The following is a 16,364-nucleotide window of genomic DNA, read 5'->3' as shown; positions in this document are numbered from 1 at the left end:
CCAGCGTCTCGCCGCGCCGGACGGTCAAATTCACATCCTTCGCCGCATGCACCACGCGGTCGCGGTTGAAGAAACCGCTGCCGCCATAGGTCTTGTCCAGCCCTTGCGTCTCCAGCACGATCGGCGCGTTTCCGACCGGCTCGCGATGCTTCGGCGTAATCGACGGCACCGAGGAGATCAGCATGCGCGTATAGGGGTGCTGCGGGTTGCGCAATATCTGCTTGGCCTCGCCGAACTCCACCAGCTTGCCATACTGCATGACGGCGACACGGTCGGCGATCTCCGCCACCACGCCGAAATCATGGGTGATGAACAGCACGCCGGTATCGTGGCGGGTCTGCAAATCCTTGATCAGCCGCAGAATCTGCGCCTGGGTGGTGACATCCAGCGCGGTCGTCGGCTCGTCGGCGATCAGCAGCACGGGGTCGAGGGCGAGCGCCATGGCGATCATGATGCGCTGGCGCTGGCCACCGGAAAGCTGGTGCGGATAGGCGGTGCGCATCTTCTCCGGATCCGGCAGGCGTACATCCTCCATCACCGCCAGCACGCGCTTCAGCCGTTCGGCCTGCGACATGTCGGTATGGACGCGCAGCAGCTCGTCGATCTGATCGCCGACGGTCATGACCGGATTCAGCGCCGTCATCGGCTCCTGGAAGATCATCGACATGCGGCTCGCGCGCAGCTCGCGCATCCGCGAGTCGCTGGCTTTCAGCAAATCCTCGCCTTGCAGCAGAATCTCGCCGGCGATCGGGGTAAGCTGCTTCTTCGGCAGCAGGCCCATCACCGTATGTGCGGTCACCGACTTGCCGGAACCGGACTCGCCGACGACGCAGAGGATTTCCTTTGAGCGGACTTCGAGAGTGATGTTCTCGACCGCATGCGCGCGATCGGCGCTTCGGGGCAGGCGAACAGTGAGGCCTTTGACTTCCAGTACGGGCTTGTCGGACATATTTTTTCCATCTCCTAGACGCTTCGCCGTCGTCTGGTGCTTCCCTGTCAACCTTTGGCGCTCTTCTCCACATTCCACAGAATGAGAACCGGCGCCTTGATCAACCCCTTGAGACTATCGCGATATGCCACCGGATTGAACCATGTTCCGACCGGTATATGCGTGACGGTGCTGGCGAAGTTGCGTTCCTGGATCGCAATGGCGATGTCGCGCCGCTTTGCCGGGTCTGTCTCGCGCGCATAATCGCTGCGCAGCGTCTCCAGCGCGGCATCGCAGGGCCAGCCGAACCAGGCCGTCTCGCAGCCCGCGGCCATCGGAATACTGGCAATCGGATTGGCGGCGTCTGGCGCTTGCATCCAGGTCGTGAGCAGGCTCCAGCCCCCCTGCTCCACCGGCGCTCTGCTGGCGCGCCTCGCGGCCGCGCCGGCGAAATCCATCGCCTGCAGATCGACCTTCATGCCAGCTTCGCGCAGCCCCTGCGCGGCGACCAGCGCCAGCGCGCTCATCGAGGGCACATCCGTAACCTGCAGGATGGCGACGGTCTGGCCCAGCACGCCGGCCTCGGTGAACAGCGCGCGGGCATGCTCGATATCCTTGGCCGCCAGGGCCGCGCTGCCGGCGTCGCTGGCGAGATGGCTGCCGCAAGGATAAAAAGACAGGCAGGAGCCGAAGAATTCCGGATTGCCGACCGCTGCCTGCATATATTCGCGCTGGTCGACCAGCCACAGCAGCGCCTGGCGCGCCTTTTGGTTGTCGAAAGGCGGGGCGGCATGGTTCGGCCTCAGGATGCCGATGGCCCCCATCGGGTCCAGCACATCGACCGCGATGCCCGGCGACGCACGCAGCATCGGCACCAGGTCCGGGCTTGGCGTCTCCAGATAATCCACCTCGCCGGCGATCAGCGCCTGGGCGGCGGTTGCGGCATCGGGCATGCGCAGCCACTCCACCCGGTCGACATGGACGATCTTTCCCCCGGCGGCGCCGCTCGGCGGCTCGGTCCGGGGACGGTAGGCGGTATTTCGGCGATAGACGGCCCGGTCGCCAGCGCGCCACTCGGCAGGGTCGAACACGAACGGGCCGGAGCCGATGGCCTCGGTCACCGGCGTATCGGCCGGCGTCGCGGCCAGGCGCTTTGGCATGATGAAGGGCGCGGTGGCGCTCAATTTGCCGAGCGATTCCAGCACCAGCCCATAGGGTTCCGTCAGGGTCAGCTGAAAGCGCATCTCGTCCAGCGCCGCCAGCGTCGCGGTCAGCGCCATCAGCCTTTGGCCCATGGCGTCGCGGGTGGCCCAGCGCCGCAGCGAGGCGACGCAATCCTCGGCCGTCACCGGCGATCCGTCATGCCAGGCCAGGCCGGGGCGCAGGGTGAAATCATAGGTCAGCCCATCGTCGCTGACCGAGACATGCTCCACCATCTGCGGCTGCGGGCGCAGCGCCGCATCCAGCGCGAAGAGCGTGTCATAGACCATGTAGCCGTGATTGCGAGTCACATAGGCTGTGGTCGCGTGCGGATCGAGTGCTCGCAATCCCGCCTGCGGCACCACACGCAGTACGCTATCGCTATCCTCGGCATGCGCGGCCGGAAGCAAGATTGGGAGGGAGAAAAGCAGGCAGGCAGCCATCAGGATGGCGGGCCGGTGAGGCCGGCTGCCGCGTCTCGTTTTTATCATTTTTCACGCCCCGCGCGATGCCACGACGGCCACGCCCCCTATAGGCGACCGTGAGCATACCAGGCTATGATGTAAGGGCGCGCGGTGACTGTCCAGCCAGCTTGCGGATTCTAGAGACCGGTGGTCTCTATGCCAATGTGATACCCATCGGAATTTTCACTGACCACGATGTGGTAATGGACGACATGCACCGCCCCGTTGACCACCACGCGGGCCATGCAGTCGCGCTCCCTGACCTGATCATCAATCACGGCCCGACGATTTTCACGGTAACGGGTAATGACGAATTTGCCGCCTTGCTGCTCGGATTGCAGCATTTCCTCCAGCTCGTTGCGCGAGACCGAGCTGTTGCACGTCGGCAAATCCTTCGACCAGGGCAACCATCCCATTGCCGCCCACGCCAGACCGGCAGACAGAAACGTGCCGGCAACCATCCAGGGAACAGGAGATCTTCGCTTCTGTTTGAAAAAAATACGCCGGTTACGTGCCATGCTTTTCTAATATTCCGCCATCGGGATTGCCCTCAAATCCTATGATCGCAAAAAAGAGGATTTTATGGCGCAGATCAACGGCTCTACCGAGATAGCGCTATTGTCCAGCATTCAGTGATTGCACCCTCGGTATACGCGCCCATATGGAACGGTAATTCGTGGCGCAGCGGGCATCTGCTTACCGCGCCATTCGGATACTTCATAACCAGCCGGCAACAAGGACGGAGCACAGTGTGAGCAATCAACAGGATTGGCCAGGAGCGGCCGGCGGATCGCGCGGCCCCGGCAGCGGCAAGGGTACGGTCGGCCGGATCGGCAATATGTTGCTGTTGCTTTCGATCGTCGCCGTTATCGGCATTGTCGGCTTCGGCTACAGCCTGATGCAAAGTCAAACGGTGGGGGAAAGCGCATCGACCGACCCCGATACGGTGCTGTTCCCCGACCTGCAGGCGATTCCCGCGGCTGGCACCACGCTTGCCATTGGAGCCAACGCCGACCGTTTCTCCCTGGTGAAGCGGGACGATGGCTGGCGCCTCGCCGATTGGGACGAATATCCCGCCGATAGCGGAAAGGTCGAGCATATGCTGCGCGAGTTGAGCGGCATGCGTGGCACGCGGGTCGCCGAGGGCGGCATGGCGGGCGGCGGTGCGTCGACCCAGGATCCGCTGGCCACGGCGATCCCCATTAACATAGAGGGCCCGGACGGCGAGATGGTGGCGGCCGCACGGATCGGCGCGGTGGTGGCGGCGCCGGGCGGGGCGCAGATCACCCGCACTTATATCGACCGCACAAGCGACAATACCGTCTTCCTCTCGGACCGGCCGATCACCCTGCTCGCCGACCCGTTGAAATGGATCGATCCGGTGGTGCTGGATATCCCCCGGGACCGTATCCAGTCGGTCGTCACCACCGATACGGAAGGCAAGGTGCTCACCATCGAACGTCAGGAACAGGGCGACGCGTTCGCCCCCACCGAAATGCCGGAAGGGGGCCGCATCGCGGAAAGTTGGATGATGACCCGTACGGCCGCCGCACTGGAGAAGCTGCAATTCTCGCAAGTGCGCAGCAGCGAATCCGGCATATCGGAAGACGGGCTGCCCTTCGCCAAATATGTCTTCGTTACCCGCGAGGGCCTGCGCATCTCGCTCGATATGTTCCGGCTGGAAGGCGGAGCCTGGACGCAGATCGACGCCGACACAGTGGATGGCGCCACCTCCAACGCCCGCGCGGAAGCCAGCCGCATCGAGGGACGCACCGATGGATGGCGCTTCCTGCTACCGGAATTCATGCTGGGCGGATTGGTGACCAAGACCGACGAAATGATCGAGCAGCGCCCATCCGGCAGTTCGTCGACCAGCCCATCCGCCCCCGCCTCTCAGCCGGCTCCGGAAACGGAAAACCCGGCGACGCCAAGATAGCGTCGCCGGGCTTGCCGGTCGTCAAGACAGGATCGCGTCAGTCGTTAATAGCGACCCTTATTCTCTTTGAATAGCTGCAGCCAGAAATCGTAGGCCACCATGGCGATGCCAAGCGCCGCCACAATTATCAGAGCCGGCTGCTTCACGGAAAAGATGATGATGCCCAGAAAACCGACGAAGAACAGCAGGGCGATCAGGCCCAGAATTTTGTCGAGTATCATGGTCATCCCCTACTTTCCGTACATCAGAGTGGGCAGCCAATAGACGATCCCCGGCACGGTGTAGAGCAGGATCATCGTCATGAACACCATCACCACATAGGGCAAGGAGCCTTTGAAGATTTGCACCAGCTGCACATACGGCGGTGCGATACCCTTGAGGTAATAGGCCGACATCGCCATCGGCGGCGTCAGGAACGAGGTCTGTAGATTGACCGCGATCAAAATGCCGAAGAAGAGCGGATCGATATCGAACAAGGGCAGCAAGGGCAGGAAAATCGGCACGAAGATGATGATGATCTCCGACCACTCCAGAGGCCAGCCGAGCAGGAAGATGATTAGCTGGGCCAGAAGCAGGAATTCCAGCGGCGTCAGATCGAGCCCTCTGACGAATTCGCTGACCACATGTTCGCCGCCGAGATAGGAAAACACCGAGGCGAACACCCAGGAACCGACGAACAGCCAGCACACCATGGCGGTGGTCCGGATGGTCAGATAGACCGATTCCTGCAGCCGCTTCCAGGTCAGAGCCCGGTAAACGACGGCCAGCAGCAAACCGCCCAATGCGCCTATGGCCGCCGCCTCCGACGGCGTGGCGAGACCGAACAGGATCGCCCCCAGCACCGACAGGATAAGGAAAGCCAGCGGGAAGAACGAGGTCGCCAGCATCTTCAGCACCGTGCTGATCGGCACATCCTCCTGCTTCTCCGGCTTCGGCGCCAATTGCGGCTGCATCCAGGCCCGGACCAGAATGTAGAGCAAATAGAGGCCGGCCAGCAGGAAGCCCGGCACCAGGGCGCCGGCATAGAGCCGCACGATGGAGACACCCGATGTCGCCGCATAGACGATCAGCATGATCGAAGGCGGAATCAGGATGCCCAGCGTGCCGCCGGCGCAGATCACGCCCGATGCGAAGCTGGTGTCGTAGCGCGCTTTAAGCATCGCCGGAAAGGCCAGCAGGCCCATCAGCGTCACCACGGCGCCGACGATGCCGGTCGCGGTGGCGAACAGCGCGCAGGTGATCAACGCCGCCACCGCCATCGAGCCCGGCACCCGGCGCGTCGCCACGCTAAGCGTTGTGAACAGCCGGTCGACGATATTGGCGCGTTCGACGATATATCCCATGAAGAGGAAAAGCGGTATCGCCGTCAGCACGTCGTTCGCCATGACCGAGTAGGTCTGGTTGACGAACAAATCGAAGATGCGGTTATCGAAGATCGTGCGCATCCGCTCGGCATCAAAATAGGCGTAGTAGCCGAAGCCGATGCCCATGGCCATCAAGGTGAAGGCGATGGGGAAACCCAACATGATGATAATGATGAACAGCCCCAGCATCATTATCGCGACAACGGGATCACTCATGGCCTGTCCACCTTAGGAGTTGCGGTGCCGGCCGCGCCGGTCGATTGCAGGGCGGCCGCCCCTTCTTTTTGCAAGATCGTCTCCAACTCCTCCACATCCTGCTCGGCTTCCGGCCATTCGCCGTCACGGATGGTAATGAGACAGCGGCAGACCTGGGCGATGCCCTGGATCAGCAGCAGCACGCCGGCCACGATAATCACCGTCTTGAATTGATAGATCGGAATATTCGCAGGGCTCATGACGCTAACTTCGAGATAGCGCCAGGATCGGCTGGCATAACGCCAGCCCGACAGGATCAAGGCCAGGATGCCGGGGAAGAAGAAGATGAAATACAGGACCAGTTCGACCTTGGCCTGCGTTCTGGGCGACCACAGGCGATAGATGAAATCGCCCCGGACATGGCCATTGCGGGACAGGGTATAGGCCCCGCCCAGCATGAACATGGTGCCATACATCATGTAGGTCAGATCGAACGCCCAGACCGTCGGCGCGTTCAGGACGTAGCGCACGAAGACCTCGTACCCCACCCCCAGCGTCATGACCATGACGCACCAGGCGAAAGCCTTGCCGAACCAAGCGGATAGCTTGTCGGCAAATCGTATATATTGCAGCATCGGTACGCTCGCGAAAGATGAGTGCGGATTACTGGACCCCATCTGGAAGAAAGCCCGACCCGAGGGCCGGACTTTCTTGTTTTTCAGATGGTTGGCAAGGTCTTAGAAAGTGATCTTGCCGGGGAAGTAATGCTGGTAGGCCAGCTTGTAATCCGGGGCGTTCATCAGGTCGTAGAACACGACCCGCTCGCACCACTTCTTCTGGCTTTCGACAACCTTGGCGAAGTAAGCGTCCTTCATCAGCGGCGGCAGAATCTTGTCCCAGGCTTCGAGCTGCGACTTCAGCACCGAATCGGGGGTGCGGATCGCCTTGACGCCGGATTCCTTCTGCAGCTTGTCCAGATCCATCGAGTACTGATGCATCGCCAGCGCGTAGTTCGCCGCATGCGCCGCTTCCACGCCGTACTTCAGAATGGCTTGTAGATCCGGCGGCAGGCTCTCGAACTTACGCTTGGAGAAGATGAACTCGAACGACTCGCTGGCCTGGTGGTAGGAGGACAGCATGTAGTTCTTCGCCACGTCCTGGGAACCGAAGCGCATGTCCGAGGTCGGGTTGTTGAACTCGAACGCGTCGATCACGCCGCGCTCCATGGCCGGCACGATTTCGCCGCCCGGCAGCTGCGCGACGCTGGCGCCCATGGCCTGGAACAGATCGGCCGCCAGACCCACGGTGCGGTATTTCAGGCCCTTGAGCTGATCGGCCGAATCCAGCGGCTTCTTGAACCAGCCCAGCGGCTGCGCCGGCATCGGGAATCCCATGAAGCCGACGATGTCGAGCCCCAGAATGTCCTGCGTCAGCTCGCGATAGAACTCATAGCCGCCGCCATGATACAGCCAGGCGATCATCTGCGCGGCATTGGCGCCGAACACCGGGCCGGTGCCGAACAGCGAGGCAGCCTTGTTCTTGCCGTACCAATAGACCGGCACGGTGTGGGCGGCATCGATGATGCCGTCATGGCAGGCATCCTGCACCTGGAAGGCGCCGACGACGGCGCCGGCCGGCAGCAGATCGATCTTCAGGCGGCCGTTCGACATCGCCTCGACACGCTCGACATACTGCTTGGCCATATCCTGGAAAATATCCGAGGACGGCCAGGAAGACTGCATCTTCAGCACGATTGGCGCCTGGGCGAGAACCGCCGGCGCGGCCAGGGTGCCGACACCGGCAACGGCGCCCGCCGTCGCCGCCGTGGCAACCGTGGTGTTCTTCAGGAATGTGCGACGCGAAGTCGCCTTCTGTTCCGTGTTCACTTCTACTCCTCCCGTTCATTTTCTCGGTGGTCGTCAAAACCATCCGCTGTCGCCTGTTCGCGACTTATTATTCTTACGCTTCTCGATTGACGAAGAATTGCCCTCCACGACTCGCGACAGACGGATATTGAAGTGGAAATACCACTCGCGGATAGAGTTGCAGTAGACCGACGAGTCTAGCAACAAAAAAACGCGGGACTGGGCGTCCCGCGTTAGATTATGCCGTATCGTGGAAATAAACCGGGTTAAACCCTCTTGGCGAGCCTCGGGTCCAGGGTGTCGCGCAGCCCGTCGCCCAAAATATTAACGCCCAGAACGGTCAGCGACAGGAAGATGCCGGGGAATAAAATGATCCACGGCGCGATCTGGAAATACACCCGGCCCTCGGCCATGATGTTCCCCCAAGTCGGAATTTCCGGCGGAATGCCGGCGCCCAGGAAGCTCAGAATCGCTTCCGTCAGCATCGCCGAGGCGCAGATATAGGTGCCCTGCACGATCAGCGGCGCAAAAGTGTTGGGCATGACGTGGCGGATCAGAATCAGCGGCAGCGGCGTGCCGATGGAGATCGCCGCCTCGACATAGGGCTCCTCCCGGATCGACAGCACGACGGAGCGGACCAGCCGCACCACGCGCGGAATTTCCGGAATGGTGATCGCCACCATCACCGTCACCAGCGAGGCACCGGACAGCGAGACCAGCGCGATGGCCAGCAGGATGCCGGGAATCGCCATCAGCCCGTCCATGATCCGCATGACGATGGCGTCGACCATGCGGAAATAGCCGGAGATCAGGCCGACGAACAGCCCGATGACGATGCTGAGAATCGCCGCCCCGGCCCCGACGATCAGCGATATCCGCGCGCCATAGATCACGCGCGAATAAATGTCGCGGCCGAAAGCGTCGGTGCCCAGAAACCATTCGGTGAATGGCTTCTTCAAACGGGCCACGGGGTCGAGATTCACGGGATCGACAGTGCCCAGCAGCGGCGCGAAGATTGCGATCAGGGCCATCAGGGTCAGCACGAAACCGCCGATCAGCACGCCGGGATTGCGGCTGGCCTGCACCCATATGGCCCGGCCCGGCTTGGATACCGTCACCGGGACGGCGGCGCTTTGCGTATTTGCGGCCATCAGTAGCGTATCCTCGGGTCGAAGAAGGTGTAAGACAGGTCGATCAGCAGATTGACGATCACGTAAACGAAGGCGAAGACCAGGATAACGCCCTGGATCACCGGATAATCGCGCGCCAGCACCGCATCGACCGTCAGACGACCCAGGCCGGGCAGGTTGAACACGCTTTCCGTGACCACCACGCCGCTGATCAGCAGCGCTATGCCGATGCCGACAATGGTGATGATGGGCACCGCCGCATTGCGCAGCGCATGCACCAGCAGCACCCGCCCTTCCGTCAGCCCCTTGGCGCGGGCCGTTCGGATGTAATCCTCATCCAGAATCTCCAGCACGCTGGCCCGGGTGATGCGGGCGATCAGCGCGATATAGATCACGCTCAAGGTCAGCGTCGGCAGGATCAAGCGCTGGAAGAACGGCCAGAAGCCGTCGCCGATGGCCTTGTAACCCTGCACCGGCAGCCAGCGCAGATTGATCGAGATGCCGTATATCCATAGATAGCCCAGCACAAAAACCGGGACCGAGAAGCCCATGACGCAGAAGATCATGACCGCCCGGTCGATCAACGTGCCGTGGCGCCAGGCCGCGATCACGCCCAGCGGCACCGCCACCAGGACGGCGAAGATGATCGTCGTCACCGCCAGGGCCAGGGTCGGCTCCAGCCGTTGGGCGATCATCGTCGAGACAGGAATGTTGGAGATGATGGAGATGCCCAGATCGCCCTGCAGCAGCCGCCATATCCAGCTAAAGAACTGGATATAGATCGGCTGGTCGAGGCCGAGACGGGCGCGGATTTCCATGAGCTGCGCCTCGGTCGCCGAATCGCCGGCGATGATCGCCGCCGGATCGCCCGGCGTCAGCCGCAGCAGCAGGAAAATCACGATAGCCACCACCCCCATGACGGGGATGGTGGCCAGGATGCGGCGACTAATAAACGCAAACATCGTCGCCCAATCGCTTGTTATCGTTATCGCTTCGTTTCACGAACCGATCCTCAGCCCTTGGTCTTCTCGATGTTCCAGAAGTACGGGGCCGGGCCGTCCAGCACGCCCTTCAGCGTCTTCGGGAACACGCTGACGGCGAAGAACTGGCCGAGCGGCAGGTTGGGGATCGTCGACCAGCCGAGCTTGGAGATTTCGTCGGCCAGCGCCTTCTGCTTGGCCGGATCGGTCTCGCGGGCGAACTTGTCGCGCAGCTCCTCCATCTTGGCGCTCTCGTACCAGCCGAACCAGCCGCCATTGGCGCCCTTGCCATTGACGCCCAGATTGGCGACCGGGTTGATCAAATCGGCGCCGACCCAGGTGGTGATGAACATGTTCCAACCGCCCTGATCCACCGGATCCTTCTTGGCGCGGCGGCTGACCACAGACTGCCAGTCCATCGCCTGCAATTCGACATTGAAGCCGGCCTTGCGCATCGCCTGGGCGACGATCGGCGGATGGCTGGAGAGGGTCGCCACGTCGGTCGGGTGCATGATCAGCACCTTGGTGCCGTCATAGCCCGATTCCTTCAGCAGCTTCTTGGCGGTCTCGATATCGCCCTTCATCATGCCCTCGGAGCCGGCCTCGCTGCCATAGGTCGTATCGCAGATGAAGTAGGAGTTGCAGGTCTTATAATAACGCTCGTCATTGCCGATCATGCCGACCATGACGTCCTTCTGGTTGATGGCGTAGGCCATCGCCTGCAACACTTTCGGATTGTTGAACGGCGGATGCAGATGGTTCGGACGCGCCATGACCTGGCTGCCCAGCTTGTTGATGATCCGCATCTCCAGGTTCGAATCGGCCTCGAAGATCGGTAACAGGTCGGTCGGCGGGTTTTCCAGATAGTCGATCTCGCCATTGATCAGCGCGTTGGCGGCGGTCATGTGGTCGGGCATCGTGACCCATTCCACCTTGTCGACTTTCACCACCTTGCCGCCCGACGCCCAGCTCGGCGCCTCGGAACGCGGTTTATAGTCGGTGTTTTTGGCGTAGACGGCTTTCAGGCCGGGCTGAAAATCCTCCTTCACCCATTTGAACGGCCCGGAGCCGATCTGCTCGGGCATCGGCTCGGAGGCCGGGGTCTCGGCCAGCTTCTTCGGCACCATGAAAGGCACGTTGGAGCTGGGCTTGCCCAGCGATTCCAGCACCAGGCCGTAGGGCTCCTTCAACACCAGCGTGAAGCTCTTGGCGTCGAGCGCCTTCATCTCCTTGGTGAATTCCATGAGCTTCTGGCCCATGCCGTCATTCTTGCCCCAACGCTTGATCGAGGCGATGCAATCCTCCGCCGTCACCGGGGTGCCGTCGTGCCACATCAGCCCGTCGCGCAGGGTGAAGGTGTAGGTCAGGCCGTCATCGCTGACTTTCCAGCTTTCGGCCATCTGCGGCTTCACCACCTGCTTCTCGTCCATGGCAAGCAGCGTGTCGTAGATCATGTAGCCGTGATTGCGCGACATATAGGCGGTGGTCATGATCGGGTCGAGCACGCGCAGGCTCGAATGCTTGACCACGCGCAGCACCGTCTCGGCCGAGGCCGGCGCGCTGGCCAGCAGGGGCGCGCTCAGCGCAAGCGCGGCGCACGCGCCCATCAAGATATGTTTGAACTGCATCTGTCGGTGTCCTTTCCTGTTCATCCCAGACTCGCATCCGGCCGAGCTTTGCGCCCTTGTGGATGCGGATAGCGCGAAAACCGTGCCACCTCGTCCGAGGCGCCCGGCTTCTCTCTCAACCTGTTATTTTTGTTTACACTTCTTATTCATTGTCTCGTACGCCTCCTGTTCTGTTCTTTGTTATCTGCCTGCCGTTTAAACAGGCCTGCCTTCGTTCCAGGCAGTTCCCCCCGACTGCATCATTAATCGGCAGCCGGTGGCAAGAGAGTATCCTCGTTCAGCCGGTCGAGCGGATAAATCGGCCGCCGCACGCGCTTGAACTCCAGAATGCTGTTGTCGGACGTGGTGACTCCGTGGCCGTCGCAGGTGATCGTCGCCTTGGCCAGCGGCGCGAAACCGGCACGGTAATGGATGCGGCTCTTCAAGATCAGGTAGCGTTTATGTTCCGGCTGGATGCCGACGGAGCGGAACACGCCGGTATCCCAGGGCTCGTGATGGCGCGAGACGATGACGATCTGCACCTTGCCGGTGTCCAGCACCGCCGTCGGCCCCATCTTCACGGTAACGCCGGTATACATCGGCCCGCGCACGATCCATTCGCCATCGGTGACGGTGCGCACCTTGCCGGTGATTTCCAGCGGCTCGCCGGTGCGGCCGATGGAGGGCATGTCGGTGCGCCCGCCCAGCTTCAGCGTGACCGTGGACCCGACGCCGGCCTTCGCCATCTGCTGCACCGCCTCCGGGTCCCACACGGCGGCGACGGCGACATCCTCCAGCCCCTGGCGGATCACCTCGCCGATCACCGTCATCACGTCCTGGGTGCCGCCGGAGCCGGTATTGTCGGCGTGATCGAGCAGCAGCACCGGGCCGTCGGTGAGCGTCTTGGCGCGGGCGACCGCCTGTTCCAGCGGCTCGTGCTGGTAGATGAACGTCTCTCGCGCCGCCCAGGTCCGCTTGGCGATGTCGTCGCGCACCTTATCGGCCTTCTCCCGGTCGCCATCGGCGACGATGATGACCGAGGTGCCGGCCTCCTGGATATCGGCCATCGGGAAGCCGCCGAACACCGAGGCCGCCAGGATGCCGGGCTGCGCCTCCGCCTCCCGCGTCATGGCGATCAGCGACTTCATCGGCTCGTCATCCGTGCCCTGCTTCAGCGTCTGGGAGAGCAGCGGCAGGTTGATCCAGGACATGACGGGACGGCATTTGCCTTCCATGCTGTCCAGCACGATTCGGCCGATCTGCTCCGCCACCTCGTACATATCGACATGCGGATAGGTTTTGTAGCCGATCAGCGCAGTGCAATTCTCCACCATGCGCCTGGTGAGGTTGGTGTGCAGGTCCAGCGTGACGGCGATGGGGATATCGGGTGCGATCTTGCGGATGCGGGCAAGCAGCTCGCCCTCCCCGTCCTCCTCATCCTGCGTGACCATCGCGCCATGCAGGTCGAGCAGCACGCCATCGCAGCCCTTGGCGACTTCCTCGCAGATCGCGTTCGCCATCCGCTCATAGGCGTCGCGCTCGACCGGGCCGGAGGGCATGGCCTCGGCGGCCATCGGGATGGCGAAGCTGGCCCCGCGTTCCCTGGCCAGCTTGATATAGGCACCCAGCGGCATCGCCGTGCCCTCGAAAGCCTGGCGGGCGGAATCCCCCGTGAAAGCTCCCCACGCTTCGAAGCGCGCCCAATCCGTCCGTAGCGGCGAGAAGGTATTGGTTTCGTGTTTCATCATCGCGAGGATGAGATGCATGCCGGTTTTAACCCTCCTGCCCTGGCGTCGCCCTCAGGCGCGAAGCGCGGGCACTATCGTCTGTGTTTACGCTCCCGCGGACGGATCGTTGATCAGGTTCAGCGGATAAACCGGCCGCCGAACATGCTTAAAATCCAACTGGTTATAGTCTGACGTGCAGACGCCGACGCCGGCGCATTCCACCACGCCCGTCATCACCGGCTTGAAGCCCGCCCCCCAATGCACCCGGCTCTTCAGGCACAGGTAATTCTTCGCCAGCGGGTCGATGCCCAGACTGTAGAAGCAGTTCAGGTCATTCGGTTCCTGATGGCGCGAGATGACGACGATCTCCACCTTGCCGGTATCGAACACCGCCGTCGGCCCCATATCGTTCAGGATGCCGGTGCTCATCGGCCCGCGATTACGGAACTCGCCATTGGTGATCACCCGCACCTTGCCGGTCACCTCCAGCGGCTCGCTGACCGCATCGGCGGACAGCAGCGGCATGGGGATCTTGCCGCCCAGCTTGATCGTCATCTGCGCGCCGATGCCGGCCTTGATCATCTGCTGCACCGCCTCGGGATCATGGATCGCGAAGAAGGCGACATTATCCAGCCCCTGGCGGATGATCTCGCCCAGCACGGCGGTGGTGTCCATCGTGCCGCCGGAAGCCGCATTGTCGAAATGATCGAGCAGAACCACAGGGCCGTCCTTCATGCCCTTGGCGCGGCTGACCGATTCGGCCAGCGGCTCCAGCTTGTAGACGAAGGCCTCGCGCTCCTTCCAGGCGAAGTCGAGCAGCTCGTCGCGGTATTTCTGCGCCAGCGCCGGGTCATTGTCGGTGACGACCACGACAGACAGGCCGGCATTATAGATATCGGCGTGCGGGAAGCCGGTGAACAGGGTCGCGACCAGCGCGCCCTCCTGCTCCATCTCGCGGGCGCGCTGCTGGATTTGCTTGTTCGGGAAATCATCGGTGCCCTGGCGCATCACATGCGGCAGCATCGGCCGGTTGCCCCAGGACATGGTCGGCTTCGCCGCCCCCTTCAGCGCCTGCATCAGCGGCAGGCCGGCGCGCATGCCGGTCTCATACACATCGATATGCGGATAGGTCTGGTAGCCGGCGACGACCGTGGCGTTGTCTACGATCTCCGAATACAAATTGGTGTGCATGTCGAGCGCGACGGCAATCGGCGTCTCGGGCGCTATCTGCCGCAGCTTCACCAGCAGCTGGCCTTCGCCATCCTCATGGCTTTCGGTGACCATCGCCCCATGCAGATCGAGAAAGATGGCGTCGTATTTCCGGCTTTTGGCCGCGTCCAGGATTTTGCCGACCATGTAGTCATAGGCCTTGTCCTCGACCGGGCCGGACGGCCAGGCGGCACCCGCGATGGCGACGTCGAAACTCGCCCCTTCCTTCTCCGCAATGTCGATGAAGGCCGCCAGCGCGCTCTGCGTGCCGCGATAAGCCGCTACCGCCTCCTGCCCCTCCGGGGGCACGCCCCGGCCCCGCGCGAAGCGCTCCAGCGGCGTCGGTACCGGGGAAAAAGTGTTCGTCTCGTGTTTCATCATGGCAAACAAGAAATGCATCGAGACAAACCCCTGTTCGGTCGTTTTGTTTTTCGTGACTGGCTGATATGCAAACTTCCTTTACAACTGACGTCAAGCCTCCATTAGCCGATCCGTAAACTTCTATGGCAAGCGCCTGACTCCAAGGTTAGTCTCGGAAACGCAAAAAGAAGCCGTGCCAGGGAGCGAACGCCACCATGAAGATCACCCGTATTTCCGCCTATCAAATCGACCTGCCGCTGCATGAGGGCAGCTATAAATGGGCCGACGGCAAGTCGGTGGAGGTGTTCGATTCCACCGTGGTCGCGGTCGAGACCGATGCCGGCATCACCGGCCATGGCGAGGTCTGCCCGCTGGGGCCGGCTTATCTGCCGGCCTATGCCAATGGCGCGCGCACCGGCATCAAGGAGCTGGCGCCGAAGCTGCTCGGGCTGGATCCGCGCGACCTGGGCACGATCAACCGGGTGATGGATCAGGCGATGCGCGGCCATCCCTATGTGAAGTCGCCGCTGGATATTGCCTGCTGGGACATTCTGGGCAAGGCGACCGGCCTGCCCGCCGTCACCCTGCTGGGCGGGCGCTGCGGCGAGGATCTGCTGCTCTACCGCGCCATCTCGCAGGACACGCCGGACGCCATGGCCGCCAACGTCGCCGGCTACCGGGCCGAGGGCTACACGAAGTTCCAGCTTAAGGTCGGCGGCGACGCGGATACCGATATCGCGCGCATCCATGCCGTGTCCGAGAAGCTGCTGCCCGGCGACGTGCTGATCGCCGATGCCAATACCGGCTGGCTGATGCATGAGGCGGCGCGCGTGGTCGAAGGGGTGCGCGATGTCGATATCTATATCGAGCAGCCCTGCCCGTCCTACGAGGAATGCCTGGCGATCCGGCGCCGCACGCCCAAGCCCTTCATCCTGGACGAGGTGATCGACGGATTGCCGGCCGTGCTGCGCGGCGCGTCCGACCTGGCAATGGACGTGATCAATTTGAAAATCTCCAAGGTCGGCGGCCTGACCAAGGCGCGGCAGATTCGCGACCTCTGCCTGTCGCTCGGCATCGCCATGACCATCGAGGATACCTGGGGCGGCGATATCACCACCGCCGCCATCGCCCATCTCGCCCATTCGACGCCGGCCGATTTCCTGTTCTCGGCGACCGACTTCAACTCCTACGTCACCGTCTCCCTGGCCGAAGGCGCGCCGCAGCGCCGTCAGGGCCGCATGAGCGCCTCGACCGCGCCGGGCCTGGGCGTGACACCGCGCCTGGACGTGCTGGGCGAACCGGTGTTCAGCGTGGAGTGAGGAAGGGGCGCGCAAGCTGCCCCATGCTTCGAGACGCGCCCGCCCAAGGGATTGGGCGAGCGCTCCTCAGCATGAGGTCA

14 protein-coding genes are annotated in these 16,364 nt (G+C 62.5%); 2 read left to right on the top strand and 12 right to left on the bottom strand.

Annotated elements, in window-relative coordinates; translation table 11 throughout:
* The 3 genes from AUP43_RS16450 to AUP43_RS16440 form a co-directional block, all read right to left on the bottom strand.
* Positions 1–949, bottom strand: a 949-nt coding sequence (locus tag AUP43_RS16450) for an ATP-binding cassette domain-containing protein (protein WP_157089400.1), incomplete at its 3' end; no start/stop codon positions are given.
* Between the two features lie 47 nt (positions 950–996).
* The gene (locus tag AUP43_RS16445) at positions 997–2,619 is read right to left on the bottom strand and encodes an ABC transporter substrate-binding protein (RefSeq protein ID WP_157089399.1); all 1,623 of its coding nucleotides are present in this window, start codon (positions 2,617–2,619) and stop codon (positions 997–999) included.
* A 110-nt stretch (positions 2,620–2,729) separates the two neighbouring features.
* A complete protein-coding gene (locus tag AUP43_RS16440) occupies positions 2,730–3,110 on the bottom strand; it encodes a hypothetical protein (protein ID WP_157089398.1) in 381 nt (126 codons plus the stop codon).
* 233 nt (positions 3,111–3,343) lie between these two features.
* Between AUP43_RS16440 and AUP43_RS16435 the strand changes: the two genes are divergently transcribed.
* Entirely contained in the window at positions 3,344–4,528 is a 1,185-nt protein-coding gene (locus tag AUP43_RS16435) for a DUF4340 domain-containing protein (RefSeq protein WP_067559645.1), read from the top strand.
* A gap of 44 nt (positions 4,529–4,572) precedes the next feature.
* Here AUP43_RS16435 and AUP43_RS16430 read toward each other — a convergent pair whose 3' ends face one another.
* The 9 genes from AUP43_RS16430 to AUP43_RS16390 all read right to left on the bottom strand — a co-directional run bounded on the left by AUP43_RS16430 (position 4,573) and on the right by AUP43_RS16390 (position 15,004).
* A complete protein-coding gene (locus tag AUP43_RS16430) occupies positions 4,573–4,749 on the bottom strand; it encodes a hypothetical protein (RefSeq protein WP_157089397.1) in 177 nt (58 codons plus the stop codon).
* 9 nt (positions 4,750–4,758) lie between these two features.
* Positions 4,759–6,108, bottom strand: coding sequence for a TRAP transporter large permease (locus tag AUP43_RS16425; RefSeq protein WP_067559639.1), 1,350 nt, complete (start codon positions 6,106–6,108; stop codon positions 4,759–4,761).
* Complete coding sequence (locus AUP43_RS16420; RefSeq protein ID WP_067559636.1) at positions 6,105–6,722, bottom strand: TRAP transporter small permease subunit; 618 nt, start codon at positions 6,720–6,722, stop codon at positions 6,105–6,107. The genes AUP43_RS16425 and AUP43_RS16420 overlap by 4 nt, the downstream gene beginning before the upstream one ends.
* Before the next feature lie 102 nt (positions 6,723–6,824).
* Complete coding sequence (locus AUP43_RS16415) at positions 6,825–7,973, bottom strand: TRAP transporter substrate-binding protein (RefSeq protein ID WP_067559633.1); 1,149 nt, start codon at positions 7,971–7,973, stop codon at positions 6,825–6,827.
* 245 nt (positions 7,974–8,218) lie between these two features.
* On the bottom strand, positions 8,219–9,103 hold the full coding sequence (locus tag AUP43_RS16410; protein WP_067559630.1) for an ABC transporter permease: 885 nt from the start codon (positions 9,101–9,103) through the stop codon (positions 8,219–8,221).
* Positions 9,103–10,044, bottom strand: coding sequence for an ABC transporter permease (locus AUP43_RS16405; RefSeq protein WP_067559627.1), 942 nt, complete (start codon positions 10,042–10,044; stop codon positions 9,103–9,105). The genes AUP43_RS16410 and AUP43_RS16405 overlap by 1 nt, the downstream gene beginning before the upstream one ends.
* A 50-nt stretch (positions 10,045–10,094) precedes the next feature.
* Positions 10,095–11,690: an ABC transporter substrate-binding protein gene (locus tag AUP43_RS16400; protein WP_067559625.1), complete on the bottom strand. Its 1,596-nt coding sequence runs from the start codon at positions 11,688–11,690 to the stop codon at positions 10,095–10,097.
* 242 nt (positions 11,691–11,932) lie between these two features.
* Positions 11,933–13,435 carry a M81 family metallopeptidase gene (locus tag AUP43_RS16395; protein WP_067559622.1) on the bottom strand — a complete coding sequence of 501 codons (1,503 nt, stop codon included), beginning with the start codon at positions 13,433–13,435 and terminating at the stop codon, positions 11,933–11,935.
* Between the two features lie 66 nt (positions 13,436–13,501).
* The gene (locus AUP43_RS16390) at positions 13,502–15,004 is read right to left on the bottom strand and encodes a M81 family metallopeptidase (protein WP_067559618.1); all 1,503 of its coding nucleotides are present in this window, start codon (positions 15,002–15,004) and stop codon (positions 13,502–13,504) included.
* A gap of 176 nt (positions 15,005–15,180) precedes the next feature.
* On the opposite strand from AUP43_RS16390, the gene AUP43_RS16385 reads away from it, so the two are divergent.
* Positions 15,181–16,284, top strand: a complete 1,104-nt coding sequence (locus tag AUP43_RS16385) for a cis-3-hydroxy-L-proline dehydratase (protein WP_067559615.1) — start codon at positions 15,181–15,183, stop codon at positions 16,282–16,284.
* Positions 16,285–16,364 lie beyond the last annotated feature (80 nt).

Origin of the sequence: Oceanibaculum pacificum, assembly GCF_001618175.1 — a bacterium.
In the GTDB taxonomy this organism is placed as follows: domain Bacteria; phylum Pseudomonadota; class Alphaproteobacteria; order Oceanibaculales; family Oceanibaculaceae; genus Oceanibaculum; species Oceanibaculum pacificum.
This window is presented reverse-complemented; position numbering and strand designations above follow the sequence as displayed.